Raw genomic sequence first — 25898 nt, forward strand, 5'->3', positions numbered from 1 at the left:
GGTGATGGAAGTTTGTGAGTAGGTGCGTATGATTTGGCTTTCTGAACTAGCCAGGAGGCTTTATGTCGTTTTTTCGAGCTGCACAGTGTTTCGCTTCAGCCCAAGACGCGCTTACACCTGTAGTGGTCAACTGATCCCGGACACGACGTTAAGTTTTTTCTCGGCCTGAGCCGGAGCCAGCCCACCGTTGAATTGGTGCGGTCGAATCCAGTTATACCGATGCATCAGGTAGTGGCTGATGTCTCGGTGCGCTTCTTGGGTTGTCATGTAGCCCACGGTCGGTATCCACTCAGTTTTCAAACTCCGGAACACGCGTTCCATCGGCGCATTATCCCAGCAGTTTCCCCGACGACTCATGCTCTGGCGCATGCGGTAACGCCAGAGCCGTTGGCGAAACTGTCGGCTGCCATATTGCGAACCCTGATCCGAGTGAAACAGCAGTCCCTGAGGCCTGCCTCGCTGCTCGTAAGCCATATCCAGCGCTTTGATGACCAGATCCGCATCCGGCTTGTTCGACAACGCCCAGCCCACAATTCGACGTGCACAAAGATTCAGGACGGCCGCCAGGTAGTGCCATTTCCCCTGTGCCCAGATGTAGGTGATGTCGCCACACCAGACTTGATTGGGCGCCGGCACATCAAACTCCCGATTCAAGATGTTCGGAATATCAGGTCGCTCGACCGTCGTTTGTTTGTAGGCATGTGATCCAGGTTGTTTGCTGACTAATGCCAGTTCCGCATCAGGCCACGCACCTTGAACCGCCCGATTTGCTCGCCGTCTTCTTGCATCATCGACACGATGCTGCGGCTACCGGCAGCGCTTCGACTTTGCGTAAACAGTTCGTTGACCCGACTGCGCAACCGAAGCCGCTCAACGTCCGGAGATCGGCGACTGAGGCGATGGGCGTAGTAACACGAACGAGTGATGTCAAAGACCGCGCAAAGCCAATCGACCGGTTCCTGGGCACTTAACTGATCAATCAGCGTGTGCGCTCGTGCTCTTCCGACATCAAGAGCGCGGTAGCCTTTTTTAAAATGGATTTCTCCCGCTCAAGGCGAGCGATTCGAGCTTCCAGTTCTTGAATTTTCTGCTGCTCAGGCGTCAAGGCTTTGCTCTGCGGAGTAACGCCGTTGCGCTCCTGCTGGAGTTGGTTAACCCAGCGACGCAAAGCAGACTCGACCACCCCAAGCGAGCGGCAGGCTTCGGTATGGCTATAGCCTTGATCGAGCACGAGGCCTGCGGCCTCGCGTTTGAACTCAGCGGAAAAGGAACGACGTTGCTTGGTCATCAGACACCTCTATCTGGCGAGCATTCTCGCCTAAATGGGTGTCCGGTTTCATTAGACCACTACACTTGTGTTCTGACTTTCCGGACATGATTCGATCAATCAAAACCTTCAGTTCTCCCGTGATCCCAATCCGCCGCTTGGTGTTTGTTTTCGCTTGTAGCACCCAAATTTGCCCATCTCGAATGTCTCGCGCGTCCATACGTCGTGTGTCAGTCACCCGCTGACCGGTCAAGTAGGCAAGACCCATCGCATCCCGAAGGCCGGTACCGAGAGGATGATTTGCTTTTTTTTCCGGACTTGTCAGAGCGCTCCAAGGGTCAACTCCATCGCCAGTGCAGCGGACAACGCCAGCATCATCAGCAACGCGATAAACATTAGGCCCAACTGAGCGACCTGCTTATAAAGGGGCATCGGCCTTTTCGTGATTCGAGCAATTGATTTATCAGAGGAAGCCATCATCAATTCTCACTTTTCCGCGGAACACGTAATAGCGCCAGCAGGCGTACATCAGGATCACCGGCAGGATGATCAGTGCGCCGATCAGGGCGAACAGCCGACTGGAGGCCGGTGATACTGCCGACCACAGGCTGGCGGATGGCGGGATGATGTTCGGCCAGATGCTCAGTGCCAGGCTGATGTAAGCGAGGAGCATCAGCATCCGGGTGAACAAAAACGGCCAGTGCGTATGACTTTGGCGTCGGCAGTGTCGGGTCGAGTTTTTCCGTGCCGAATTCTTCGAGCAACAGCAGTTGCCGAGTGTACGGCTGAGCCCCGAACAATGGGTTGGGCTTGCCGTTGGTGGGGATTTTGAATGATGTCTGCAAGTTTGGTGGAAGCTCGTTGTCGGCCCGTGGCGTGTTCCGGTCACCGAACACGCCGTTGGGCAGGACAATCGCGCCTTGGTTGGCGGGTGATAAGGTCAGCACATCCAGCGCGGCCTTGGGGACGGTAAGGAGCATCGCACAGGGCGGGCTTGACCTGAGCAGCAAGGCAATGGAGCTGCATGGCGGTGTCACGCGTTTCATTTTTCACCCCTCGCGTCATGCCGAATCTGGCGAGCCCCGCCGTCATCCATGATGTCCGGGACGACAGCTGTTGCGGGTACCAGGGGGGCTGCAACTAATGAGCCATTTCAATAGGGCGAAGAAAAAGCTCAAATTAATTAACAGGCTGTTTCTGAGTCTTTCAAGCGAGAGAAAGGGTGAAGAGGGGACCATTCCTCAAATTAGGTGGTAAACGCCCGGTTGGGTGGGTGTAATGCCCCATTTTTGGAGATAGTAGCGACCCTATTTCTCCGAGCGCTTTTGGTAGGGGCTGCTTGCCCTGAGGCGACGTGGATTTAACTGTTCTGGGTGATAGCCATCACCCTCACCCCGTTACGCTTGCGAATGTAGTGCCCAGTCATGTCCACGCAAAAAGGGCTACCTCAAGCATGAAAGCCTTGCAGGCTTTGGCTTTGCAGTTGGTTGACCAATGAATTTCCCAGGTTAACTCTGCAATAGGGACTTACAAAGCAATCTCTCAATAAGGGTGACGCGGTCAAGATCAATGTCTTCTGACGATTTTGCCTGCACCTGCCTGACTCTGGCTCCTTGCAGTAAACGGAGGGCACCTTATGCCCTTATTTTTGAGGATGATGAATGAAACAAGGACAAGTTTTGTTGTTGGCTTTGTTGTTTATGTTTTTGACAGGTTGCACGACTATGCCACCAAAAGATCAAAGCAATCTCTGCAGTATTTACCGTGAGTATCCCGACTGGTATGAGGACTCACTGGAAATGCAGAGTGAATATGGAACGCCTCTGCATGTGGCCATGGCGATCATGAAGCAGGAAAGCAGCTACGTGGCGGACGCATTGCCGCCTCGTGACTACCTGCTCTGGGTGATCCCTTGGGGACGAGTCAGTTCGGCTTACGGTTATGCGCAGGCTCAAGATCCGGTGTGGGGTGAGTACAAGGACGATACTGGCAACGGTGGTTCGCGTGACAGCTTCGACGACGCGATCATGTTTATCGGCTGGTACGCCACTGGCACTCAGCGTCAGCTCGGTATCTCCCAATGGGACACCTACAATCAGTACCTGGCTTACCACGAGGGGCGTGAGGGCTTTAGCCGCAATTCCTATCGCAGTAAACCGTGGCTGATGCAGGTTGCCCAGAAAGTGCAAAAGCAGTCAGAAATTTACAGCGCGCAACTCAAGCAATGCCGCCAGGAACTGGAAGATGATCGGAGTGGGTGGTTTTAGCGTGGCAGATGGGTGATTAACCCGACGTATTGGGCGACTAGACCGGATGCGTCGATCTGACCTTCACTGCCAAGATCTCTCGATTCAACGATTTCTGTCGTTACAAATAACCCAGATGTACTCAATGGTTCTGGCATGTCGGTTAACTAAAAACGTCTGTGTGAGTTTTGGGCGAGTACCGTTTCGGCGGCATTCCACTGAATTTCACCAACATCAGCATGACGATTTCGCGGATGCCAAAAAAGTGGAATGAATGTTCTGTCGCATGTCGTTTCTGTTAATGAAAATGCGCAAAAAATACCCCTGGTATTTGCCTAACATGAGCCATCGATTACCGCCGCATCACGATGCCAGGAGATCTGCCATGGGCTTTGTAAATCCAATCAAGCACAGTTTGAAAAACGCTAAACCAACCCTCGGTTGTTGGCTGACGCTCGCGAGCCCTGCGGTCGCTGAACTGATTGCTCATTGCGGTTTTGATTGGTTGGTCATCGATGCCGAGCACGGCCCTAGTGATACCCAGGATATTGCTGCTCAACTTAGAGCCATTGATGCGGCGGGTTTTAATGGGGCAAGAGCCGTAGGTGCAGTACGAGTAACCGCCAATGATCCTTCTTTGGTCAAGCGCGCCATGGATTGTGGGGCACAGACTATTGTCTTCCCGAACATTAACGGTGCGGCTGACGCGCAAGCCGCAGTGGCATCGATGTTATTCCCACTACCAGATCAAAGTGGTGTCAGAGGCGTCGCCGGAATGGTCAGAGCGGGGGCGTATGGGCTGGACAGTAACTATGTCAAATCCGCAAACAACCAGGCTTGTGCGATTGTCCTGATCGAGTCAGTGGAAGGGCTAGAGAACGTCGACTCTATAGCTGAAGTCGAGGGCGTTGACTGCCTGTTTATTGGTACGGCTGATTTGTCTGCAAGCATGGGGCTACTGGGGCAGACCAGGCACGATGATGTCAAGGCTGCGGTAGAGAGAGTCTTGACAGCTGCCCGCAAGCATTCCAAAGCAGTAGGAATCTTTGCGACCTCGGTGGAAGAAGCCCGCCAGTACAGGGAAAAGGGCGTGACCTTTATCGCACTTCACTCGGATACAGGTTGGTTGACCAAGGGGGCGACAGACGCCTTGGATGCTCTCAACTTAAAAAGATAATACCGAATTGAACATCGAGTGGTATCGATGAGTATTTGTTGTTTTCATTGTTTGTATTGGAGGTTGTAAATGTCGATGTCAGATCGTGATGGGAAAATCTGGAAAGATGGCGAGTTAGTTGAATGGCGTGAGGCCAAAACTCATATTTTGACCCATACACTTCATTATGGCATGGGCGTGTTCGAGGGCGTGCGCGCATACGAAACTGCGCGTGGCCCTGCAATCTTCCGTCTGAAAGAGCATATTCGTCGTCTTTTTAACTCGGCTAAAATTTTTCAACTGGAAGTTCCGTTCGATGAGGAAACTATTCGTAACTCGTGCGAAGAAGTCATTCGAGCAAACAAGTACGACGCTTGCTATCTACGTCCTTTGGTTTGGATCGGTTCAGACTTTCTGAGTATCGCAGCAAAAAACAACACAATTCATGTCGCCACAGCTGCATGGCCCATGGGATCTTACTTAGGGGAGGAGGGCATGGAAAAAGGCATTCGAGTAAAAACATCGTCTTTCACCCGCCATCACGTCAACGTTTCCATGGTGCGTGCAAAAGCTTGTGGCTATTACATCAACTCCATCCTGGCTAACCGAGAGGTTACTTCGCTGGGGTTTGACGAGGCGCTATTGCTAGATACCGAGGGTTATGTGAGTGAGGGTGCGGGCGAGAATATTTTCATGGTTCGAGACGGGGTTATTTACACTCCCGATCTGGCGTCTTGCCTTGATGGCATAACCCGTGACTCGGTTATGCTAATTGCTCGGGATTTGGGCTTCGAAATTCGGGAGAAACGAATCACTCGCGACGAACTGTATTGCTGCGATGAGGCGTTCTTTACAGGTACCGCTGCTGAAGTAACACCTATTCGAGAGCTCGATGGTCGGACAATCGGTGCGGGCTCGCGAGGCCCTATCACTCAGCAGCTTCAAGAGGTCTACTTTTGCGCAGTACATGGAACTAATGAAAAGTACGCTCATTGGTTGACCTATGTTTGATGGTCGGGTGACCAGGATGTCGCGGCTATTGCTGGAGCCACAGTCAACTATTCCTAATGGTGGCTAGACTTCTTGATGTGAGGTGAGATAACCATGAATAGTTCCCAGCACGGTACTCCTGAAAGTTTGGAGTTTTCCACCAGCGAAAGCGACACGCAGGAGTCTGCAGAGTGGCGTGATGCGCTACTTTCCTTGATTGAAAATAGCGGCCCTGAGAGGGCCCGCGAAATCATCGATGAGCTGGTCAGTCTCGTCCGTGATCCCGGCATTGGCTGGAAACCTACGCTGGTTACGCCCTACGTCAACACCATCCCCGTGACAAAGCAGCCTGCATTCCCAGGCGATTTGGCAATCGAGGAACGTCTGTCATCGATAATTCGCTGGAATGCTCTAGCCATGGTCGTACGTGCTAACCAGGCATATGGGGACTTGGGTGGTCATATTGCCAGCTACGCGAGTGCGGCTGATTTGTTCGAGGTTGGTTTTAACCATTTCTTCAGAGCGAGGAGCGACTCTTTTGGTGGCGATTTGGTCTTCTATCAGCCTCATTCGGCACCAGGAGTTTACGCGCGAGCCTTTCTTGAGGGACGGCTGGGAGAAGAGAACCTTCAGCATTACCGGCAGGAGATTACCGCTTCTAGCCAAGGGGTACAGGGCTTGTCCAGCTATCCACACCCTTGGTTAATGCCGGACTTCTGGCAGTTTCCGACGGGATCGATGGGCATCGGCCCGATTAGTTCGATCTTCCAGGCCCGATTCATGCGGTATCTTCACAACCGTGGCCTGTTAAACACATCTGAGCGAAAAGTGTGGGGCGTTTTCGGTGACGGTGAGATGGATGAACCGGAAAGCATGTCAGCTCTTACTTTGGCTGCAAGGGAGGGTCTGGATAACCTGATCTGGGTAGTCAATTGCAATCTTCAACGGTTAGATGGGCCGGTGCGAGGCAATGGGCGAATCATCGACGAGCTGGAAGCATTGTTTGTCGGGGCTGGCTGGAACGTCATAAAACTGGTTTGGGGGTCTGATTGGGACGGGCTTTTCGCTCGTGACACTGACGGAAGCCTGGTGCGGGCCCTTTCGGAAACCGTTGATGGGCAGTTCCAGACTTTTGCGGCGAAAGACGGACGTTACAGCAGGGATCATTTCTTTGGTCAAAACGAAGCATTGGCAAAGCTTGCCCAAGGTTTCACAGACGAACAAATCGATCGGCTGAAACGTGGCGGCCACGATATGGTGAAGATCTATGCCGCCTACCACGCTGCTTCTGTTCATAAGGGCCAGCCTACCGTGGTTCTTGCCCAGACCAAAAAAGGTTATGGGATGGGCGAAGCCGGCCAAGGGAAGATGACGACTCATCAGCAAAAGAAGCTTGATCGCGAAACCCTTATTGGCTTTAGAAATCGATTCAATCTTCCTTTGACTGATGAGCAGGTTGAGACTCTCTCGTTCTACAAGCCTGCCGATGATAGTCGTGAAATTCGCTATCTCCTTGAGCGTCGGCAAAGCCTTGGGGGCTTTACGCCAAGCCGGCAAACGAATGTTCCTGTGGTCGCGGTACCCGGATTGGATGTTTATGCAAGCTTTGCCACCAAAGCGCAAGGCAAGGAAATGTCCACGACCATGGCTTTTGTCAGGATGCTCAGTAGCTTGCTAAAAGATCCTGTTTTGGGACGGCGTGTGGTTCCCATTGTGGCAGATGAAGCCCGGACGTTCGGGATGGCGAATCTGTTCAAGCAAATCGGTATCTATTCCAGCGTCGGTCAGCATTATGAGCCAGAGGACATTGGCTCGATTCTGAGCTATCGAGAGGCGCTGGATGGTCAAATACTCGAAGAGGGTATCAGCGAAGCGAGTGCCATCAGCTCCTGGGTGGCAGCGGCAACTAGCTATGCTACCCATGGTCTGCCCATGCTGCCGTTCTACATCTATTACTCAATGTTCGGTTTTCAGCGAGTCGGCGATCTCATTTGGGCGGCAGCTGATCAGAGGGCTAGAGGCTTTCTGCTCGGAGCCACGGCAGGCCGTACAACCTTGGGCGGGGAAGGTCTGCAGCATCAAGATGGCAGTAGTCATTTGATGGCTGCTCTGGTGCCAAATTGCAGAGCTTATGACCCCGCATTTGCTGGTGAATTTGCCGTAATTCTAGACCATGGCATGCGTCAGATGCTGGAGGAGCAGGTTGATGAGTTCTACTACGTCACCCTTATGAATGAGAACTACGCTCAGCCCAGCCTGCCGACGGATGTTGAGAAAGACATCATCAAAGGCATGTACCTCTTCTCAGAACAAAAGTGTGGAGCGGAATCGAACAAAGTTCGGCTGCTCGGATCAGGAACCATCTTGCGAGAAGTGATGGCTGCAGCAGAACTCCTGAGCGCAGATTGGCAGGTCGATTCCGAGGTCTGGAGTGTCACGAGTTTTACAGAGCTCGCCAGGGACGCCAGAGGAGTAGAACGCTGGAACCGGCATCATCCTGAAGGCGATCAGAAGACTAGCCATGTGAGTGAGTGTTTGCCGAAGGGGACTCCAATCATTGCTGCGACCGATTACGTGCGCGCGCTTGCGCAACTTATTGGTTCCTATGTTGAGGATCACTATGTCGTTCTGGGTACCGATGGTTTTGGTCGCAGCGATACTCGCACAGCTTTACGCAAATTTTTTGAAGTCGACCGACATCAGATAGTCCTGAGCGCCCTGTGGGGCTTGGTGCACGAAGGGCAACTTAGTGCTGAAATCTGTTCTCGTGCAATTGAAAAATACGACATTGGATTTGACGAAACAGCCCCTTGGGAATGTTGATGTGAATTTGTGAGGGGGCATCGAAATTGCTTTCGCCCATTATTCCCAATAACGCTATCAGGCAAACATTAAGAAAGTAGTTTCCAATGAAATTTTGCCGTTCGCTTCACCATCAGTTCGTAAGTTAGCCCGGGAGCTTGGGGTGCCACTGAATGAAATTAATTGTATGTCGGGATTTCGGATTTTTAGCAAATTTAACCTTTGCCGCGCCTCGGGTTTAAACTGATATTATTGCTTAACCGAGAACTAGTCCCTTGTGGGGTCGCCTCAAGGCAGCGGGCTCCCAGCCCAGTATGTAAACCAATGAGAAGATACTACGGCTTTCTTGAAAAAACTTATGCTAAAATCCCTTGCTCTATTGAAAGGATATGGAATGTATATTCTGTATTTTTGGGGTTTTTGAAATGATCATGCCAAAGGTTAAGATAGACGCTACGGATCGCCGCATATTGGCGGCACTCCAGCGGGATGCAAGACTGTCGAGTGCGGAGCTTGCTGAGCTGGTATCACTGAGCGCATCTCCATGTTGGAGACGGGTCAAAAGACTTGAAGAAATAGGTCTGGTGCGAGGCTATCATGCCAGCATTAATACCGAAATGCTTGGTTACGCTATTACTGCCTTTGTACAGGTATCCCTGGATCAAAAGGATACTACCCATATGAAGGCTTTCGAGGAGTTGATAACTTCTTTTGAGCAGGTTATAGCCTGCCACTGCATTTCAGGGGTTTATGATTACCAGTTAACGGTCTTGGCAACTGATTTGGCTGAATTCAGTGAGTTTGCCAGAAACAATATAAATGGTTTTCCAGGTGTCAAAGACGTTTGCACCTCCTTTGTCGTAAAGGAAGTTAAAACGCCAGTGAATTTGATGGTCGGGTAGTAGGGAGTATGTATCTAACCTGTTTGAAGTGCATGCGACTTGCCAAGCGCTTATCAGCTTTGCTTCTGACTTGTACTTATTGCTGTAAAAAAATCCCCGCACCTCCTGGGGGAAGATGCGGGGCAAAATAGTACACATGGTGAGGAGGGTCAGCCTCTTCAAATGCAGGCTGGGCTGCATTCGAAGCATCCGTCAAAGGCGTCACCTGTAAGTCCTACCTTAGCCGCCCCTCCTCGATGCGCATTCAAAGCCAAAGGAGCGGAGTAGGGAAATTAATAGTTATCAAAAATAGATTAATGAGAGTTGGAACAACATCGGACACAGAGCATACGTTGGCACTTGAAACAGGTGGATTTTCCGGACCGCAAGGGTGTGCCGGTTCGATTCCAGTGTTGGGCACCACGTAAAATCAAGGGCTTGCAAGCGAAAACTGATGCAAGCCCTTGTTTGTTTCTGCTCCATTATTTCTATCTTGATCGTGGTTGCCTGATGCTTTTCAGGATGCCGGGTCTGCCTTGCGGCGATCGCTGCCGGTTGGGTTGCCGGTATCGATCAGCCTTCTTTCCAGCAGTACGTTTTCCAAGGCCTGGCGGTCTGACGGGTTCATTTGATGTTCTCGCTCCTTGAGTTCCAACAGGATCGGGCTGGACCACTGGCGGTAGGTTTGTTCAGCACTACGATTGGGTGACATGGGTACCTCCTTGATCAGGCTCCTGCCAATAAAGGCGCCGCAGTTCGATACGCAAAAACCCTAGTCGACGAAGCAGGTTCTCGCCACTGCTTTACGTCGGACTTCCATTTCCCCAGATTCCCGTAGCGGCAGTGCGCTGTACGTAGTCGCTAAAGTCGCGGGCCGGCCGACCCAGTGCCCGCTGCACGCCATCGGCCACGGGTGTGTTGCGACCGTCCAGCACAGTCGTGACCAGATACAACACCAGATCGATAAACTCCGGGGGAAGTTGTTCCTGTTCCATTGCCTGTCGGTAGGCGTCCGGCGGTACGGCCACGAATTCGATGTTGCGCCGGGTGGTGCGGGCAATCTCGGTCACGGCTTGAGCAAAGGTCAACGCCCGAGGGCCGGTCAATTCATAGAGCTGGTCGGTGTGTCCGGTTTGGGTCAGTGCTGCGACGGCACACTCGGCGATGTCTTCTGCATCGACAAAGGGTTCGGCGACCTGGCCGACGGGGAGTGCGAGTTCACCTTGCACAATGGGTTCAAGAAAGTGTGCCTCGCTGAAATTCTGGCAAAACCAGCTGGCCCGCAGAATCGTCCAGTCAATCCCGCTGTCCTGTACGACGCGTTCGGCCTGTTCCGCTTCAACTTCGCCGCGCCCGGATAACAAAACCAGTTTGCGGACTCCGCTTTTCACCGCCAGGTCGGTGAAAGCCTGGATGGTTTCAAGGGCGCCTGGAACGGCGAGATCAGGTTGAAAGGAAATGTAGGCCGCATGAACACCATCTATCACGGCGTCCCAGGTTGATCGATCCTCCCAGTCGAAGGGTGGATTGGCGTCGCGCGAACCCCGGCGAACGGGCAGGCCGGCCGCTTCGAGCCGTTGTGTAATACGCCGTCCGGTTTTGCCGGTGGCACCGAGGACCAGCGTGATTGGTTGGGCATTTTTCATCGCGTTCATCTCCATCGGTTAATGTGAGTGTAACTCACGTTTAAAAGATGATAGATGCTCATGTTTTTCCGTCAACCCATCAGATCGAATTCCCCGACGTGTGGCATCCGTTATTGGGCGCGGCGAGCGGCGATGCTAAGGTGAGTACATGTCATGTTATTGAACGGGAATTCGCTCGTGCGCAAGAAGCCCTCTGAAACCCTCGAACAGCCTGCTGCGCAAGCGGTTCGACGTCATCCCACGCAACAGCGCAGCCGCGATCGTCAGGAGCGGATTCTGGCCATGGCCACTCAATTGATCGCGGACAAAGGCAGCGACCAACTCAAGATGAGTGAAATCGCCGAGTGCTCCGAGATCTCGATCGGCTCCCTTTATCAGTATTTCCCTGACAAGAGCTCCGTCATCCGGATGCTGGCCGAACGTTACAACGCTGAGAGCCGTCGTTGCATTACAGAGGCAATGGAGGCCGTCGAGGATGCTGAGGGCTTGCATGCCGCCTATTCGCAGTTGCTCGATCAGTATTACGAGATCGTGATGGCGACACCGGTGATGCGTGACATCTGGTCCGGCATGCAGGCCGACAAGCAGTTGCTGCAGCTGGAACTGGGGGAGAGCCGGATTGCCGGAGCGCTGCTCGCCCAGGCCATGCTTCGTGTATTTCCGGAAAGCGATGAGCAACAGGTTCAGGAATCCGCGTTTTTGATCTGGCACCTGGGCGAGGCGACCATGCGCCTGGCGGTTACTTGTGCGCCAGAGGAGGGGCGCGCACTGGTCGAGGCGTTCAAACGCATGTCCCTGCGCGAGGTCATGGAGCCAGCGCGCAAGGGCGTCGACAAGTAATGAGGTCTCTCGATTGGTTTTGGGCAACAAAAATCCCGACACCAGGTCGGGTTGTGAGAAAGGATGGAAATCCAGCAGGCAGCCAAACGTTCGGAGACGTCACTGTCACCGATCATGCTGCCCGAATCGGGCCTGTCCTCGTACCGCAAATCCGTGACGGATCATCTGAACCGAGGCAGAGGCCGGTCGACAGGCTGGAGAGACGACAGCGTGTGCCGGATCAGCGGCGTGTCCTTTTCGATATCGTTCAGGCGATCACGAATTCTGAGGGCGGTGGGGTGTCCGCCTTGATGATCGACCCAGTCGGCGATTTCCTTGCAGGCGGCGGCCAGGCGAGCCTGACGCGAGTCCAGCAAAGTGAGCAGGGTGGTGATGGACTCTTTTTCGGACATGGGAAACACCTCCGTTCAAGAAACCTGGGAGTGGCAGCAAAAAGCCCGCCTGGAGCGAGCTTTCTGCCGAAAGGGTTACTGATCCTTCAACTATTTCAGTATAGCCCCGTTAAAAAATGGTGACGAGCCGTCAACTTTGTCGGGCTGTCACTTGTGATTTAGCGTTCAACTGACGGCAAACACGCACGGCATCTTCTTCAACTTCGTAGCCATCGCCGATAAAGCCCTGGGTGCGGGTATCGGCGATGCGGTACCAGACCGCAGCGTCCGGTGGCAGGTGGTCAATTTCACCCTCACGGCGGCCATGGATGATGATCTTGTTGCAACGCTTCACGACGAAAATGTCTTCCATGGCGTCTCCGCAGCTGATTCGTGTTCAGTTCAACTATAGAAGCCATTGGTGATCGTGCAAAAAATAGACAAGTTAATTCGTCGGTTCAGGCAGTGACCTCTGTCCGGTGCAGCCGTGCCGGCGGATTTACGCCAGCACCGCGACCGCTTTTATTTGTGCCCAGAGTTGTTGGCCAGGATGGACGTTCAGTTGATCGCGAGAAAATCGCGTGATCCGCGCCAGCAGTGGCGTGCCCGCAGCGTCCAGGCGAATCAGCACATGGGCGGCGTTGTCGGCGTTCATTTCACTGACGACGGTGACTGGCAGGCGATTGAGAATGCTGCTGTGCCCGGCATTGTCCAGGCTCAGGCTCACATCCCGCGCCTGGACCTTGCAGCGCAGTGCCTGGCCCTTATCCAGCGGCGTATGAGGCACACGAATGTCGAGGGTGGTGTCGGGCAGTTGCAGGCTGAGCAATTGGTAGTCGGCGTCATAGGCGCTGACGCGACCTTCGATCACCACACCGGCGTCATCCCCCATTGCCAGCGGCAAATCGAGGCGTGCCAGGGTCTGGCCGATCGGGCCGCTGGCCAGCGCCTTGCCGTTGCTGAGCAACACGATATGGTCGGCCAGCCGCGCGACCTCATCCTGGGAGTGGCTGACGTACAGCACCGGGATGTCGAGTTCGTCGTGCAGGCGTTGCAAGTAGGGCAGGATTTCACTTTTGCGTTGAGCATCCAGCGCGGCCAGTGGCTCATCCATCAACAACAGTTTCGGGCTGGTGAGCAAGGCGCGGGCGATACCGACGCGCTGCCGCTCACCGCCTGAAAGGTGTTGTGGGTGCCGGTCCAGCAGATGGCTGATGCCCAGCAATTCGGTGGCGTGGGCCATGTCGACCCGACGCTGGGACTTCGGGATGCGCTTGAGACCGAACGCCAGGTTGGCCAGCACCGATAGATGAGGAAACAGGCTGGCTTCCTGGAACACGTAGCCCAGCGCGCGCTTGTGCGGCGCGACGAAGATCTTGTGTTCGCTGTCCTGCCAGACTTCATCGTTGACCTGGATAAAGCCTTGATCGGCCCGCTCCAGGCCGGCGATGCAGCGCAGGCAAGTGGTTTTACCCGAGCCGGAATGACCGTAAAGCGCAGTGACGCCACGGCCCGGCAGCTGCAGGTCGACGTCCAGGGCGAAGCCCGAATAACGTAGTTTCAGACGCATTTGAATCATCGATCAGCTCCAGCCCGCTTTGGTTTTACGGCTGGAATACAGCGCCAGCAAAACGACAAACGAGAACACCAGCATCGCCCCGGCCAGCCAATGGGCCTGGGCATACTCCATGGCTTCGACGTGATCGTAGATCTGCACCGAGACCACGCGGGTCTTCTCGGGAATGTTGCCGCCGATCATCAGCACCACGCCGAACTCGCCGACGGTGTGGGCGAAGCCGAGAATGGCCGCGGTAATGAAACCGGGGCGGGCCAGGGGCAGCGTCACGCTGAAAAAGGTGTCCCAGGGATTAGCCCGCAAGGTCGCGGCCACTTCGAGCGGGCGTGTACCGATTGCGGAAAAAGCGTTTTGCAGCGGTTGGACCACAAACGGCATCGAATACAACACCGAACCGATGACCAGCCCCGCGAAACTGAACGTGAGGGTGCCAAGGCCGAGTGATTGGCTGAGCTGGCCAAAGAACCCGTGAGGGCCGAGCGCCAGCAACAGATAAAAACCAATCACCGTCGGCGGCAGCACCAGGGGCAGGGCGACAATCGCCCCGACCGGGCCGCGCAGCCAGGAGCGGGTGCTCGACAGCCATAACGCAATCGGAGTGCCGACAATCAGCAGGATGACGGTCGTCAGGGACGCCAGTTTCAGGGTCAGCCAGATGGCGGAAAAGTCGGCACTCGATAGCGACATTTAGATTTCGTAACCGTAGGACTTGATGACAGCGGCCGCTTTCGGCCCCTTAAGGTAGTCAACCAGTGCCTTGGCGGCCGGGTTGTCTTTGCCCTTGTTGAGAATCACCGCGTCTTGCTTGATCGGGTCGTGCAGGCTGGCGGGAACGATCCAGGCCGAACCGCTGGTGATCTTGCCGTCCTTGTAGATCTGCGACAGGGCGACAAAACCCAATTCGGCGTTGCCGGTGGAGACGAACTGATAGGCCTGGGTGATGTTCTGGCCTTCAACGATCTTGTCCTTGACCTCGTCGGTCAAACCTTCCTTGGCCAATACCTGGGTCGCCGCCAGGCCATAAGGCGCGGCTTTGGGGTTGGCGATGGACAGGTGTTGGTAGGCGTTCTTTTTCAGCACATCGCCCCTGGCATCGACGTAGCCTTCCTTGGCCGACCACAGCGCCAGGGTACCGACCGCGTAGGTGAAGCGCGAACCCTTGACGGAGTCGCCTTCGGCTTCAAGTTTTTTCGGGGTGCTGTCGTCTGCCGAGAGGAACACTTCGAACGGCGCGCCGTTTTTGATCTGGGTGTAGAACTGGCCGGTGGCGCCAAAGGATGCGACCAGTTTATGCCCGGTGTCTTTTTCGAAATCAGCGGCGATGGCCTGGATAGGCGCGGTGAAGTTGGCGGCGACAGCCACCTGGACTTCGTCCGCCTGGGCTGAGCCGAAGGTGAATACGGCGAGAAGGCTCGCCAGGCAGGTCGGGGCAAAACGTGAGGCACGAATGGTCATGAAACGGCTCCGTTAAAGGCAATTGCAGCAGGTTAATCGTTATGTACAAAAATATATAGCGAATTGCCTTTAAACGGAATGTGCTGTCACAAAATTGTATACAATTTTAACGCAGGTGCTGCTCAGGGGCGACCTAGCAGTCTCGCTAATCCTTCTTCAGCCAGCTTTCGAGTCAGTGCCTCGGTGGTCAAATCGACGCCGAGGGTAAATGCCTGGCCGGCCCAGAGGTTGCTGAAGTCCGCTTCACCTTTGGCTCGCAACGGCATCAGCGCGCCACCGGCAAGGGGAAAGGCCGGGGCCTTGGCGCTCATGGGCCCCAGTTCACGCATCACCCGATTGAGGATGCCCCGGGCCGGGCGACCGGTGAACACATTGGTGACGGCCGTCTCGCTTTCCCTGGCGGTGCGCAAGGCTTTGTGATGGGAAGGACTGACCTTGGCTTCAGGCGTGAACAGGTACGCCGTACCCACCTGTACCGCCGAAGCGCCGAGCATGAAAGCGGCGGCGACACCTCGTGCGTCAGCGATGCCGCCGGCGGCAATCACCGGCACTTTCACCGCATCGATGACTTGGGGCACCAGGGCGAAAGTCCCCACCTGACTGCTCAGGTCATCGCTGAGAAACATCCCGCGATGGCCTCCGGCCTCGTAGCCCATGGCAATGATTGCATCGCAGCCATGCTGCTCAAGCCACACCGCTTCTGCGACGGTGGTGGCCGAGGACAGCACCTTCGCACCGGTGGCTTTGACCCGGTCGAGCAGGGATTTTTCCGGCAGGCCAAAGTGAAAACTCACCACTTCAGGGCGAAACGCTTCGACCACTTCGCAGGCAGCGTTATCGAACGGCGCCCGGTTGGACACCGGCGTTGGCGCATCGAAGTCGATGCCGAGCTCCTGATAGTAGGGTTGCAGCAGGTTTTTCCAGTCCTGCGCGCGTTGCTCGTCAGGGGCTGGAGGCTGATGGCAGAAGAAGTTGACGTTGATCGGGCGCTGGGTGTGTTGGCGGATGGTCTTCAGCTCTTCGCGCAGTTGATCCGTGCTGAGCATTGCCGCTGGCATCGAGCCCAGGCCGCCTGCATTGCAGGTTGCAATCACCATGGACGAGTTGGTGGCACCGGCCATCGGCCCCTGAATGATCGGCAGTTCGATCCCGAGCAGGTCAAGAATGCGGGTATCTGGCCATTGGTTCATGTGCTGAGTTCTCCGACGTTGAATCCGGGCAGGGACGGTAGAACAGGATTTGTAACGCAACGACTGGCGCAAGGCCAGTCGTCATTTCAGCGGCTGAGGCTTTTTCAGCGTCGGTGGAAGCCTCCACCCCCACCCCCGAAGGAGCGATTCATAAACCCGGAAGAGTCGTGAAAATTGTTGAAGCGATCATTACCGAAGGAGCGCGCATCGTATTCCCGGTTGAGATTCTGGACCTGGGCAGTGTTGGCCGAATCGAGATGGGTTGCACCGCCTTGAACCATCGATTGCCAGCCGCTATCGGTCCTCTTGTAAACGTTGCCATCATGGCCGGCGTACACGTTGTCGCCGACATGCGCCACGCCGCCGTTGCGATCATGGATACCACCGTACTGGGTGGTGTTGCCGGTATTGGGGTTGTAGACGGCACCGCGATTGGCGGTGACCTGGGTACCGGTGCGGACGTTGCCGGCCGTCACATGCTGGCCGGCAATGGCCCCGCCGTTGGGGCCGACGGCCACGCCGCTGCGACCAGCGGCATAGTTGCCGTTGTAGACGTTGTGTACCGCGCCGCGCTGGCCGGCCGCGGCGATGCCCGTGCGCGAGTTGTAGGAGGCACCGACCTGACCGGCCCAGCGATTGCCGGTCCAGGCGTTGTAACCGCCGCCGTAGCGGCTGACCGAAGCACGGTCGCCCCACTGGCGGTAGATGTTGCCGGTCGTGCCGGCCCAGCCACCGGGGCCCCAGGCGACAGCGCCGCCATGATAACCGTAAGCGGCACCGCCCCAAGGCATTGGCGCCGGGTACAGATGCGGCCCCCAGGCGTAACCCCAACCGTAATTGCCCCACCACGGATAGGCGCCCCAGCCCCAACCCACGGCGACCGTACTGCCGCCCCAACTCCAGCCGAAACCGAAGCCGAACGTCCAGCCCGTCCAGGGTGTGTAGCGAATCGCCACGCCAAAGCCATAGGTCACCGGCGGGCCGTACCAGATACTGCCCACCCACGGCGTATACGGATAACCGGTGCCATACACCACCACTCCGCTGTCAGGGTCCAGCGTCGAACCTTGATACCCCTGCGTGTAACCGACGACGACCGTATCGTCACTGGCTTCGTAGACTTTCACGTAAGTGACGTAGTGCATCGGTGAACTGGGCGGAATCGAATAGATCACCGCCGGCACCGAAGAGGCGACCGTCCAGGGGCCTTGCACCGACGTGGCCACGAACCAGACACCGTTCTCCACCGCGTACCAGCTTTGTGCATCGAGCATGATGATCGGCATCGGGCTGTTGACCACGTATTGCAGGGGCGTGCCTTTGATGGCCTTGAGTTGCGGTTCGCCGTCAAATGCCGGCTTGCTCATTTTCACCTGGCTTTTCTTGATCGCCGAGGTCTGCGGAATGGTCGCTGCAATCGCCGCTTCCCTGGCTTGCGGCGTGCCGGCTACCGAGGCTTTTACGTTTTCCTTGGGGCTGTCATCGGGAATGTTGGCGAAGTCCGCCGGCAACTTGTCTGCCCCCACAAAGGTCCAAGGGCCTTTCATGTCACCGGCGCGGAACCAGCGGCCCGAGATCAGCACGTAGCTGTCCTGGTCACCGATCTCCTTGAAAATATGCCCGGTGGTGTTGGTCACATACAGCAGCTTGGTGTTCTGGATCGGCTGCCATTGCGGCGGGCCGTCAGTCACGATCAGCTCGGTCGGCACCGTGGCGATATGGATTTGCGGAATCGGCGGCTTGGCCAGTGTCGGTATTTTGTCCTTCGGATCGCTCTGGCCCGTCAGCAGGTCTACCTGGCGACCCTGGATCGCAGCTTTCTTGGCTTTCTCCAGCTCGGCTGAAGGCGGGTGCAGTGGCGCATACTGCCCGCCCAGATTGTCCGCCACCATCCAGCCATCGAACACGTGCAGGTAATGTTTGCCCTGCGCATCCTTGAGCAGCAGCGGCCGGGTGTTGATCACCCGCTGCAGTGAGGTGCCATCAACGGGGCGATAGGCAGGCTCGCCATCGATGTACACCAGCAGTGCGGGTACCTCGGACGAAATAATGGTCGGCGGGGTATTTTCCAGCGGCTCGCTGCCGGACTTTTGCTCGGCGGCGATGACGCCGAGCGCGGCTTCGAGTTGGTCGAGAGAAATGCTTTTCGTGCGGTTCTCGGCGTCTTGTTTCACCGCTGCGACCCAGCTGTCAGCCTTGGTTGCGCTATCGGGGAAATCGGCTTTGGTGATGGTGTAATGGTCGAGCGCCACCCAGCGGGTGGCCTTGTCGACCAGCGTGTGGGCGCTGAACTGCACGATGCCGTAGGTGGATTTGCCATCGGTGCCCGTGGCCTCCACGGCAGTCCGCGCGTTCAGGGTGTAGCCGTCCCAACTGTCCAGTTGCGGTTGGTAGATGGTCAACTTGGTATCGCCGGCAGCCAGCACCTGTGGCCAGCTGGGGGAGGCGGGCGCCTGATTCGCGGAAGGTTGGAGGGGTTGCTCCGGTGCTGCCTGGACGTCGCTGAGCGGAACCAGGCAGAGCATCAGAAAGGCGGTGAATAAACGCAGTTGAGGCATTGTCAGCTCCATCGACAAGACAGTTTGTTGCGGCATTTCAAGGTTGCGAAAAGCATAGCCGCCGTCAATGAAAACGCTCGGCGGTTTGCCTGATTGGCTTAAAGTCGGGTACGGCAATCCGTTGCCATGTGTTATTTCAATTGCACCACCACCAGACTGATTCCATTGAGAGGCCGTAATGTTCAAAGGCATTTTGATCGACAAAGACGACAGCGGTTACCGGGCCACACTGCAAGAGATCCAGGACGATCAGTTACCCGAGGGCGATGTCACGGTGCGTGTTGCCTACAGCACGCTGAATTTCAAGGATGGCCTGGCGATCACCGGCAGCAGTCCGGTGGTGCGCAAATTCCCGATGGTGCCGGGCATCGATCTGGCTGGTGTCGTCGAAACCAGCGGGCACCCGGACTACAAGGTCGGTGACGCAGTCCTGCTCAATGGCTGGGGCGTGGGTGAAGGGCATTGGGGTGGATTGGCGCAGAAGGCGCGCTTGAACGGTGACTGGCTGATTCCGCTGCCCAAGGCGTTTAGCGCTGCCCAGGCGATGGCCATCGGTACGGCGGGCTACACGGCGATGCTGTGCATCCTGGCGCTGGAGCACAACGGTGTGACGCCCGGGCAGGGCGAAGTTCTGGTGACCGGCGCCAACGGTGGCGTCGGCAGCTTCGCCATAGCGTTGCTGAGCAGGCTCGGCTACCGGGTGGTCGCGTCTACCGGACGAACCTCGGAGCACGACTACCTGAAGCAACTGGGTGCCGGCGAAATCATTGATCGCGCCACCTTGTCCGAGCCGGGCAAACCTTTGGCCAAGGAGCGCTGGGCGGCCGTCATCGACTCGGTCGGTAGCCACACCCTGGCCAACGCATGCGCCAGCACCAAGGCCAATGGCACCGTCGCGGCCTGCGGTTTGGCCCAGGGCATGGACTTTCCGGCATCCGTTGCGCCGTTCATCTTGCGCGGCGTGACCCTGGCCGGCATCAACAGCGTGACCCAGCCCAAAGCCAAGCGCGTGGAAGCCTGGAATCGCCTGGCCCAGGATCTGGACTTCAATCTGTTGCCGCTGATCAGTCACGAAATCGGCTTGAGCGAAGCCATCGAAGCCGCGCCGCGCTTGCTGGCCGGGCAGTTACGCGGGCGCGTGGTGGTGGATGTGAATCGCTGATCACTGCGACTCGCGCTCCAGCAACAGCCGTTTGCGCTCGACACCCCAGCGATAGCCCGACAGATTGCCATCGCTGCGCACCACGCGATGGCAAGGGATCGCCACGGCCAGGCTGTTCGCGCCGCAGGCCTGGGCCACGGCGCGAACGGCTTTTGGTTGACCGATACGCTGGGCGACATCGGCGTAGCTGGCAGTGCTGCCCACGGGAATGTCCCGCAGCGCTTGCCAGACACGCTCCTGAAACGCCGTGCCGCGTACGTCCAGCGGCAAATCCAGGCCAATGGCCGGCGCCTCGATAAAGCCGACGACCCTGGCAATCAATTGCTCGAATTCATGATCGGCACCCATCAGGTTGGCGCGCCGGAATTTGTCTTGCAGATCACAGACCAGTTGGTGCGGATCATCGCCCAGCAGGATCGCACAGACCCCGCGCTCACTCTGCGCCACCAGAATCGCGCCCAGCGAACACTGGCCGACGGCAAAACGAATGTCGTTGTTTTGACCGGCCGCGCGGTAGTCCCCGGGTTTCATTCCGAGCAGATGGTCAGCCGCTTCGTAAAACCGGCTGTTGGAGTTGAAGCCGGCGTCATACAGGGCATCGGTCACCGAGCCGCCGGTTGCCAGTCGCTCGCGCACCTTGCGTGAGCGATGAGCATCGGCGTAGCCCTTGGGCGTCAGGCCGGTGACGGCTTTGAACACGCGATGAAAGTGGAAGCTGCTCAGGCCCGCCGCCTCAGCTAATTCGCCTAGGGCGGGCAGCGTTTGCGCGCTTTCGATCTGGCGGCACGCGGCGGCCACGGTGGCGGCATGTTGCGCGGCGACTTCGCTCTGATCCTTTGTCGCGCGTTTGCTCGGACGATAACCTGCAGCCCGGGCCTGTTCGGCGCTATCGAAGAATTCGACATTGTGTGGTTTGGGCAAGCGCGCGAGGCTGCTGGGATTACAGTAGATGCCAGTGGTCTTCACGGCATAGACAAACTGCCCGTCAGCCTTGGGATCGCGCGCGACCACGGCGGCCCAGCGTGGATCGTTTTCGATGGTGATCTTGGTCGATTGGGTTGTCATGGCGTCACGTCCATTGAGGGGTTGCCTGCACATTAACCATGGGGCAATTCCCACACACTCCGGTGCTTGCGGTCAAATTCGAAGTCTTTATCCGGCGGTACGGAAGGTGAAGTTGATGCGTTGCTCGCCCAGCTTCGGATGATGGCCGTCCTTGATCGGCAACACGCCGTGATAACGCAGGCGATCCACGCCACCCCAGACCACGATGTCACCATGGAACAGCGGAACGCGCTGACTTTTGTCGCTGCGTGCAAAACTCCCGAACAGGAACATCGCCGGCAAACCCAGGGATACTGAAACGATGGGGGCGGCGTAGGAGTGTTCGTCCTTATCTTGATGCAATGACATTTTTGCCCCGGGGATATAGCGGTTGATCAGGCAGGAATCCGGTGCAAAATCGGCGAAACCCGCTGCCTGCGCCGCCGCTTGTGCCAGTTGGAAAAACACCTCGGGCATCATTGGCCAGGGCCGACCGGTTTGTGGATCGTCGCGGGTGTACTGATAACCGCTGCGGTCCGTGGTCCAGCCGAATTGGCCACAACTGCTCAGGGCAACCGACATGGTGAAACCGCCGGGTGTGACCATCTGCCGAAATGGCGCGGCCACCAGCACCGCCTCCAGGGCAGGCAGCAAGCGTTCCAGCCAGGGCAGGGCGAAGCCTCTCAGCACGTAGGACTGTTCACCAATCTGCTCGCGCCTGGGCTGTTGCTCGGGTTCTATGTCGGCAAACAGATCGAAAGTCAGCGGATTCATGGGTTCATGACGCATCGTGAAAGATGATTCCAAGGGTATGCCGTTTGCCACTGTGCAGGCGACTCACGCCGTGTCGCAGGGTCACTCGGTAGTAACCGCGAGTCCCTTTGATCGGCCGTTGGTTGACCGCAAAGATCAACCCGTCACCTTTCTTCAGGCCGATGACCATCGGGCGTGACTGCATTCGCGGGCGCTGTTCAGTCAGGACAAATTCGCCGCCGGTGAAGTCTTGATCAGGGTCTGACAGCAGAATCGCCACTTGCAGCGGGAAAACGTGCTCACCGTATAAATCCTGGTGCAAACAGTTGTAGTCCTGCGGACCATATTGCAACAACAAGGGTGTCGGACGGTTCTGACCAGCGGCATGACAGCGATCGAGGAAGGCTGGAAGGGTTTCAGGAAAACGCACCGGCAAGCCCATCTGTTCATGCCAGCGATTGGCGATGGGCACCAGTCGTGGGTAGAGCGCGCTGCGCAAGCGGGCCACAAGTTCCGGCAACGGGTAGCTGAAATACTTGTACTCGCCTCGGCCGAACCCGTGACGAGCCATCACCACGTGGGAGCGAAACAGCTCGGTTCGAGGGTACAAGGCGCTGACCAGCTCACAAGCCTTGTGGCTCAACAGTGACGGGATGACGGCGTAACCGTCCTGATCAAGTTGCTGTTCCAGCCGGGGCCAGTCCAGCCTGTCCAGATATTGCTCGCTCATTGCCGGGCCTCTTGTTGTTGAGGTGGCCAGTCTGCAAGGCAAGGATGAAGCTGGCACTCCGGTGCTTGCGGTCGAATTGCGAGTGGGAGCAGACGTCCATTGTCGCTCCGGATCGTGTTACAGCGCTTTGCTGACGCTGATTTCGCTGATGACGTCGTCCTGTCCATGAATGGCATCCAGCGCCGCCTTGGCTTCTTCCGGGGTGCCGTTTTCAAGCTGGGCAAACTCGAAGCGGCGCTCACCGTTGAGTTTGTATTTGATGACGTACTTGGTCGTTTGGGCCACGGTTGTATCTGCCTGTCTTGTGTTTCGGGTTCGCTGATCAGCTCAGTTTCGTGCTGGAACGGCGAATGATTTTGATCGAGTGCGTCAGGGTGGGTTTGCGCGTCACGCTGATAGCGCGGCGGTTGACGGTGTCGATCGTGATGTTCCAGAAGCCGGTGCTAGGGGCAGTGATGCGCGCCGGAAACGTGTCGAATGCACCGCCGTGATAGGTGTGACGACCGCCGTTCTTGAAGCTGCGGAAGTTGGCGTCGTTCATCAAGCGGATGTTGCACATTTGGGAGCATTGAATGACGACGATGTCGTCTTCATTGAGGTGCTCGCGCTGATGGATAAATTTCATGAGGCGCCTCCAGAAGGGCTTTTTCTACAAAATCAAAACGATAGCATGGGCGATTGGCGCAGTTTATCAGCCCGAACGCCTTATTATCCGGCCGCTTCGACAATTAAAAACGCTTATTTCACATTTGATGAGCGATAAAGCAGTTTGTCTCGGAGAAAAATCGCAGTTGCGCTGTCCGAGGGTCTTTATCGGAGGTTTAGTATGAAGTGGGGTTTGTGGTTGTTGCCGATGGCATTGACGATCAGTGGTTGTGCGAACGTCTCGGAAATCAACGAGTCCTTGCCGACGATGAACGTGATTTCCGGCAAGAAGCCCCATGAATACGCGCAATGCCTGAGCGAAAAGCTGGCTGCCAGCCGTGGCGCCTTGCAGATCCAGCCGCACAAGGATGGTTTGCGCGTGATCGTGCCGCTCAAATTTTCCTCGGGTCCGTCTGCCGTGTTTGACATCGAAGAACGCACCGGCGGCAGCAGCATCAAGCTGCACGAGAGCATGTCCAATGTCCCGGTGCGGCCAAAGGACGTACAGAATGCCGCCAACGAGTGCATTTCCGGCTGATAGACTATCGACCATCAGCAACGATGCCGCCAAAGCCTTGCTTTGGCGGCATCGTTATTTCTGGAGTCGAATATGAAGCGAGAGCAGGTCCGGGAGCGCCATGCAGAGGGTTTAATCTCTGCCACTCATGTGATTCAGAATCCGGCGGAGCTGGGGGAATGGATCGTGTTTTTCAAGAAAAGTGCCGGGCGCAGCTATTTCCTGGTGGATGACAATGATGAAGTCGAGTCCTTCAGCCGCCTTGATGATCTGATCGATACCGTGCGCGGGCTCGGAATCAAATTCGCCGAAATCCATATGTAGAGCGCGGCGCCTTACTTGCAGATCACCACGACGTTGCGGCTCTTGTAGTTGCCGACGTCGGCGCCGAGAGTCTTTTCGCTCTCCTTGAGCGAGGGGGTGCCATCGGTTCCGACGATCTTGTAGCCGCTGCCTGCACAGGACGAATCGGCCTTTTCGTAGCACGCAGCCCAGGAATTGGCTTCCCCGGAGCAGTCAATCGATAGACCTTGCTCTCCGTTACCCAGATAGGTTTCTTTCGACGTTGCGCAACCGCTCAGGGCCAATACCGCTAGCAAAGGCAAAATTTTGTTCATGGCTTGATCATCATCAGGGGGGGCTAAGGCTGAGACAGCGTCGCAGGCAAAAGGTTATAGCCAAACGCCACGTTATTGCATGCATTCATAAAAAAGCCCTGCGCAATGACAGGGCTTTTCGCATCGGACGTCGATCAGTTCTTGTCCTTGCTGCGTCGCTTGGGTTCCGGGTGCTCAAGCTCCAGCACCGAAGCCACTTCGATTGCCAGGGCTTCGGAAGGGAAAGGTCCGGCGATATTTTCACCGGCGACACTGGCCACCCACCATTGACCGTCTTTCTCCTGATTGATCAGGAATCCGTTGACGCTTTTTACTGCCGACATCTATTTGCCTCGTTGTCTGGTTCAATCGCGCCATGATACCGCCAAACGCACTCAACGGGTGTCGATGGGCGTATGGTGGTTCGTTCCGGGCGGTTGAAATCCGTGCAATTGCGCAAGTCTCTGCTATGCATAAGGGCTCGCGCAGGGAACTATCGGCAAGTTTATTTCTCTATGTTGGCATCGGTTAGCCAGCGCGGGGGCATTGTAAGGTGCACGCCGCCTGATTAGACTGCGCCGAAACTCGTACACGCACAGCCCTTACAAGGACTTATATGATCAAGAAATGCTTGTTCCCAGCAGCCGGTTACGGTACTCGCTTCCTGCCAGCGACTAAAGCCATGCCCAAAGAAATGCTGCCGGTGGTGAACAAGCCACTGATCCAGTACGGCGTTGAAGAAGCACTGGACGCTGGCTTGAACGAAATCTCCATCGTCACCGGTCGCGGCAAGCGCGCCCTGGAAGACCACTTCGACATCAGCTACGAGCTGGAAAACCAGATCAAGGGCACCGACAAGGAGAAATACCTGGTCGGCATCCGCCGCCTGTTGGATGAGTGCTCGTTCTCCTACACTCGCCAGACTGAAATGAAAGGTTTGGGTCATGCGATCCTCACCGGTCGTCCACTGATCGGCGACGAGCCGTTCGCCGTGGTGTTGGCGGATGACCTGTGCGTCAACCTGGAAGGTGACGGCGTACTGAAGCAGATGGTCAAGCTGTACAAGCAGTATCGCTGCACCATCGTCGCGATCATGGAAGTCGACCCGCAAGAAACCAGCAAGTACGGTGTGATTGCCGGCGACCTGATTGGTGACGACCTGTACCGCGTGCGCAACATGGTCGAGAAGCCAAAGCCGGAAGATGCCCCGTCGAACCTGGCGATCATCGGTCGTTACATCATGACGCCGGACATCTTCAGCCTGATCGAACAAACCGAGCCAGGCAAAGGTGGCGAAATCCAGATCACTGACGCCCTGATGAAGCAGGCGCAGGATGGTTGCGTGATTGCCTACAAGTTCAAGGGCAAGCGTTTCGACTGCGGTGGCGCCGAAGGCTACATCGACGCGACCAACTTCTGCTTCGAGAACTTCTACAAGACGGGCAAGGCGTACTGATCGCTTTCGACCTGACT

The 25898-nt window shown here is 56.4% G+C and carries 27 protein-coding genes and 4 pseudogenes; 11 read left to right on the forward strand and 20 right to left on the reverse strand.

Translation table 11 applies throughout. The annotated features are described in order from the left end of the window. Positions 1–129: 129 nt before the first annotated feature. The 4 pseudogenes from KGA85_RS07085 to KGA85_RS07095 form a co-directional block, all read right to left on the reverse strand. A pseudogene (locus KGA85_RS07085) lies at positions 130–1288 on the reverse strand (transposase); the annotation flags it as partial. A gap of 64 nt (positions 1289–1352) precedes the next feature. Next, positions 1353–1553, reverse strand: a pseudogene (locus tag KGA85_RS31380) (tyrosine-type recombinase/integrase); the annotation flags it as partial. Positions 1554–1730: 177 nt separating this feature from the next. After that, positions 1731–1985, reverse strand: a pseudogene (locus KGA85_RS07090) (cytochrome d ubiquinol oxidase subunit II); the annotation flags it as partial. Beyond that, positions 1981–2313 (reverse strand): annotated as a pseudogene (locus KGA85_RS07095) (hypothetical protein); the annotation flags it as partial. The pseudogenes KGA85_RS07090 and KGA85_RS07095, both read right to left, overlap by 5 nt. 615 nt (positions 2314–2928) lie before the next feature. Here KGA85_RS07095 and KGA85_RS07100 point away from each other — a divergent pair. From KGA85_RS07100 to KGA85_RS07125, 6 genes are all read left to right on the forward strand, one after another. Beyond that, positions 2929–3534, forward strand: coding sequence for a hypothetical protein (locus KGA85_RS07100; RefSeq protein WP_223531536.1), 606 nt, complete (start codon positions 2929–2931; stop codon positions 3532–3534). Between the two features lie 364 nt (positions 3535–3898). Next, positions 3899–4690: an HpcH/HpaI aldolase family protein gene (locus tag KGA85_RS07105; protein ID WP_223531535.1), complete on the forward strand. Its 792-nt coding sequence runs from the start codon at positions 3899–3901 to the stop codon at positions 4688–4690. 69 nt (positions 4691–4759) lie between these two features. Beyond that, on the forward strand, positions 4760–5680 hold the full coding sequence (locus KGA85_RS07110) for a branched-chain amino acid transaminase (protein ID WP_223531534.1): 921 nt from the start codon (positions 4760–4762) through the stop codon (positions 5678–5680). A 93-nt stretch (positions 5681–5773) separates the two neighbouring features. After that, entirely contained in the window at positions 5774–8482 is a 2709-nt protein-coding gene (gene mdeB / locus KGA85_RS07115) for an alpha-ketoglutarate dehydrogenase (RefSeq protein ID WP_223460663.1), read from the forward strand. A gap of 94 nt (positions 8483–8576) precedes the next feature. After that, positions 8577–8708, forward strand: a complete 132-nt coding sequence (locus KGA85_RS31385) for an E3 binding domain-containing protein (RefSeq protein ID WP_223460661.1) — start codon at positions 8577–8579, stop codon at positions 8706–8708. Between the two features lie 178 nt (positions 8709–8886). Beyond that, complete coding sequence (locus tag KGA85_RS07125) at positions 8887–9363, forward strand: Lrp/AsnC family transcriptional regulator (RefSeq protein WP_223543021.1); 477 nt, start codon at positions 8887–8889, stop codon at positions 9361–9363. A 496-nt stretch (positions 9364–9859) separates the two neighbouring features. Here KGA85_RS07125 and KGA85_RS07130 read toward each other — a convergent pair whose 3' ends face one another. Continuing rightward, positions 9860–10054, reverse strand: a complete 195-nt coding sequence (locus KGA85_RS07130) for a hypothetical protein (RefSeq protein WP_223460657.1) — start codon at positions 10052–10054, stop codon at positions 9860–9862. A 91-nt stretch (positions 10055–10145) separates the two neighbouring features. Then, on the reverse strand, positions 10146–10988 hold the full coding sequence (locus KGA85_RS07135; protein ID WP_223460655.1) for an NAD(P)H-binding protein: 843 nt from the start codon (positions 10986–10988) through the stop codon (positions 10146–10148). Between the two features lie 177 nt (positions 10989–11165). Between KGA85_RS07135 and KGA85_RS07140 the strand changes: the two genes are divergently transcribed. Beyond that, a complete protein-coding gene (locus KGA85_RS07140) occupies positions 11166–11828 on the forward strand; it encodes a TetR/AcrR family transcriptional regulator (RefSeq protein WP_223460654.1) in 663 nt (220 codons plus the stop codon). Positions 11829–11989: 161 nt separating this feature from the next. Here the strand turns inward: KGA85_RS07140 and KGA85_RS07145 are convergent, their stop codons facing one another. From KGA85_RS07145 to KGA85_RS07175, 7 genes are all read right to left on the reverse strand, one after another. Further along, the gene (locus KGA85_RS07145; RefSeq protein WP_007975977.1) at positions 11990–12220 is read right to left on the reverse strand and encodes a hypothetical protein; all 231 of its coding nucleotides are present in this window, start codon (positions 12218–12220) and stop codon (positions 11990–11992) included. 130 nt (positions 12221–12350) lie between these two features. Then, a complete protein-coding gene (locus KGA85_RS07150; protein WP_223460652.1) occupies positions 12351–12572 on the reverse strand; it encodes a hypothetical protein in 222 nt (73 codons plus the stop codon). Positions 12573–12698: 126 nt separating this feature from the next. Beyond that, the gene (gene modC / locus KGA85_RS07155; RefSeq protein ID WP_223460651.1) at positions 12699–13778 is read right to left on the reverse strand and encodes a molybdenum ABC transporter ATP-binding protein; all 1080 of its coding nucleotides are present in this window, start codon (positions 13776–13778) and stop codon (positions 12699–12701) included. A 3-nt stretch (positions 13779–13781) separates the two neighbouring features. Next, the gene (gene modB / locus KGA85_RS07160) at positions 13782–14462 is read right to left on the reverse strand and encodes a molybdate ABC transporter permease subunit (protein ID WP_223460650.1); all 681 of its coding nucleotides are present in this window, start codon (positions 14460–14462) and stop codon (positions 13782–13784) included. Beyond that, positions 14463–15230: a molybdate ABC transporter substrate-binding protein gene (gene modA / locus KGA85_RS07165; RefSeq protein WP_223460649.1), complete on the reverse strand. Its 768-nt coding sequence runs from the start codon at positions 15228–15230 to the stop codon at positions 14463–14465. 122 nt (positions 15231–15352) lie between these two features. Beyond that, a complete protein-coding gene (locus KGA85_RS07170; RefSeq protein ID WP_223543022.1) occupies positions 15353–16420 on the reverse strand; it encodes an NAD(P)H-dependent flavin oxidoreductase in 1068 nt (355 codons plus the stop codon). Between the two features lie 104 nt (positions 16421–16524). Then, entirely contained in the window at positions 16525–18978 is a 2454-nt protein-coding gene (locus KGA85_RS07175; protein WP_223543023.1) for an autotransporter, read from the reverse strand. A 178-nt stretch (positions 18979–19156) separates the two neighbouring features. Between KGA85_RS07175 and KGA85_RS07180 the strand changes: the two genes are divergently transcribed. After that, positions 19157–20140: an MDR family oxidoreductase gene (locus KGA85_RS07180; protein ID WP_223460904.1), complete on the forward strand. Its 984-nt coding sequence runs from the start codon at positions 19157–19159 to the stop codon at positions 20138–20140. On the opposite strand, the gene ada is transcribed toward KGA85_RS07180, so the two are convergent. The 5 genes from ada to KGA85_RS07205 all read right to left on the reverse strand — a co-directional run bounded on the left by ada (position 20141) and on the right by KGA85_RS07205 (position 23292). Beyond that, positions 20141–21205 (reverse strand): bifunctional DNA-binding transcriptional regulator/O6-methylguanine-DNA methyltransferase Ada, encoded by a 1065-nt coding sequence (ada, locus tag KGA85_RS07185; RefSeq protein ID WP_223460906.1) that lies wholly within the window; start codon positions 21203–21205, stop codon positions 20141–20143. Between the two features lie 87 nt (positions 21206–21292). Further along, on the reverse strand, positions 21293–21973 hold the full coding sequence (gene alkB / locus KGA85_RS07190; protein WP_223460908.1) for a DNA oxidative demethylase AlkB: 681 nt from the start codon (positions 21971–21973) through the stop codon (positions 21293–21295). Beyond that, positions 21963–22667: a 2OG-Fe(II) oxygenase gene (locus KGA85_RS07195; RefSeq protein ID WP_223531529.1), complete on the reverse strand. Its 705-nt coding sequence runs from the start codon at positions 22665–22667 to the stop codon at positions 21963–21965. The genes alkB and KGA85_RS07195 overlap by 11 nt, the downstream gene beginning before the upstream one ends. Positions 22668–22784: 117 nt before the next feature. Next, on the reverse strand, positions 22785–22952 hold the full coding sequence (locus tag KGA85_RS07200; RefSeq protein WP_191624874.1) for a hypothetical protein: 168 nt from the start codon (positions 22950–22952) through the stop codon (positions 22785–22787). 37 nt (positions 22953–22989) lie between these two features. After that, positions 22990–23292 carry a DUF1883 domain-containing protein gene (locus tag KGA85_RS07205; RefSeq protein ID WP_007912251.1) on the reverse strand — a complete coding sequence of 101 codons (303 nt, stop codon included), beginning with the start codon at positions 23290–23292 and terminating at the stop codon, positions 22990–22992. A 201-nt stretch (positions 23293–23493) separates the two neighbouring features. Here KGA85_RS07205 and KGA85_RS07210 point away from each other — a divergent pair, with 201 nt between their 5' ends. Together KGA85_RS07210 and KGA85_RS07215 are read left to right on the forward strand one after the other, a co-directional pair. Then, positions 23494–23850, forward strand: coding sequence for a hypothetical protein (locus KGA85_RS07210; protein WP_223460912.1), 357 nt, complete (start codon positions 23494–23496; stop codon positions 23848–23850). A gap of 72 nt (positions 23851–23922) precedes the next feature. Further along, complete coding sequence (locus KGA85_RS07215) at positions 23923–24153, forward strand: hypothetical protein (RefSeq protein WP_008053025.1); 231 nt, start codon at positions 23923–23925, stop codon at positions 24151–24153. 11 nt (positions 24154–24164) lie between these two features. Here KGA85_RS07215 and KGA85_RS07220 read toward each other — a convergent pair whose 3' ends face one another. Together KGA85_RS07220 and KGA85_RS07225 are read right to left on the reverse strand one after the other, a co-directional pair. After that, positions 24165–24446 (reverse strand): hypothetical protein, encoded by a 282-nt coding sequence (locus tag KGA85_RS07220; RefSeq protein ID WP_223460914.1) that lies wholly within the window; start codon positions 24444–24446, stop codon positions 24165–24167. Between the two features lie 134 nt (positions 24447–24580). Next, a complete protein-coding gene (locus tag KGA85_RS07225) occupies positions 24581–24769 on the reverse strand; it encodes a hypothetical protein (protein ID WP_223460915.1) in 189 nt (62 codons plus the stop codon). A 272-nt stretch (positions 24770–25041) separates the two neighbouring features. Between KGA85_RS07225 and galU the strand changes: the two genes are divergently transcribed. After that, positions 25042–25881, forward strand: a complete 840-nt coding sequence (gene galU, locus KGA85_RS07230) for a UTP--glucose-1-phosphate uridylyltransferase GalU (RefSeq protein ID WP_007975949.1) — start codon at positions 25042–25044, stop codon at positions 25879–25881. Positions 25882–25898 lie beyond the last annotated feature (17 nt).

The organism is Pseudomonas sp. GL-B-12, from assembly GCF_019955895.1.
In the GTDB taxonomy this organism is placed as follows: domain Bacteria; phylum Pseudomonadota; class Gammaproteobacteria; order Pseudomonadales; family Pseudomonadaceae; genus Aquipseudomonas.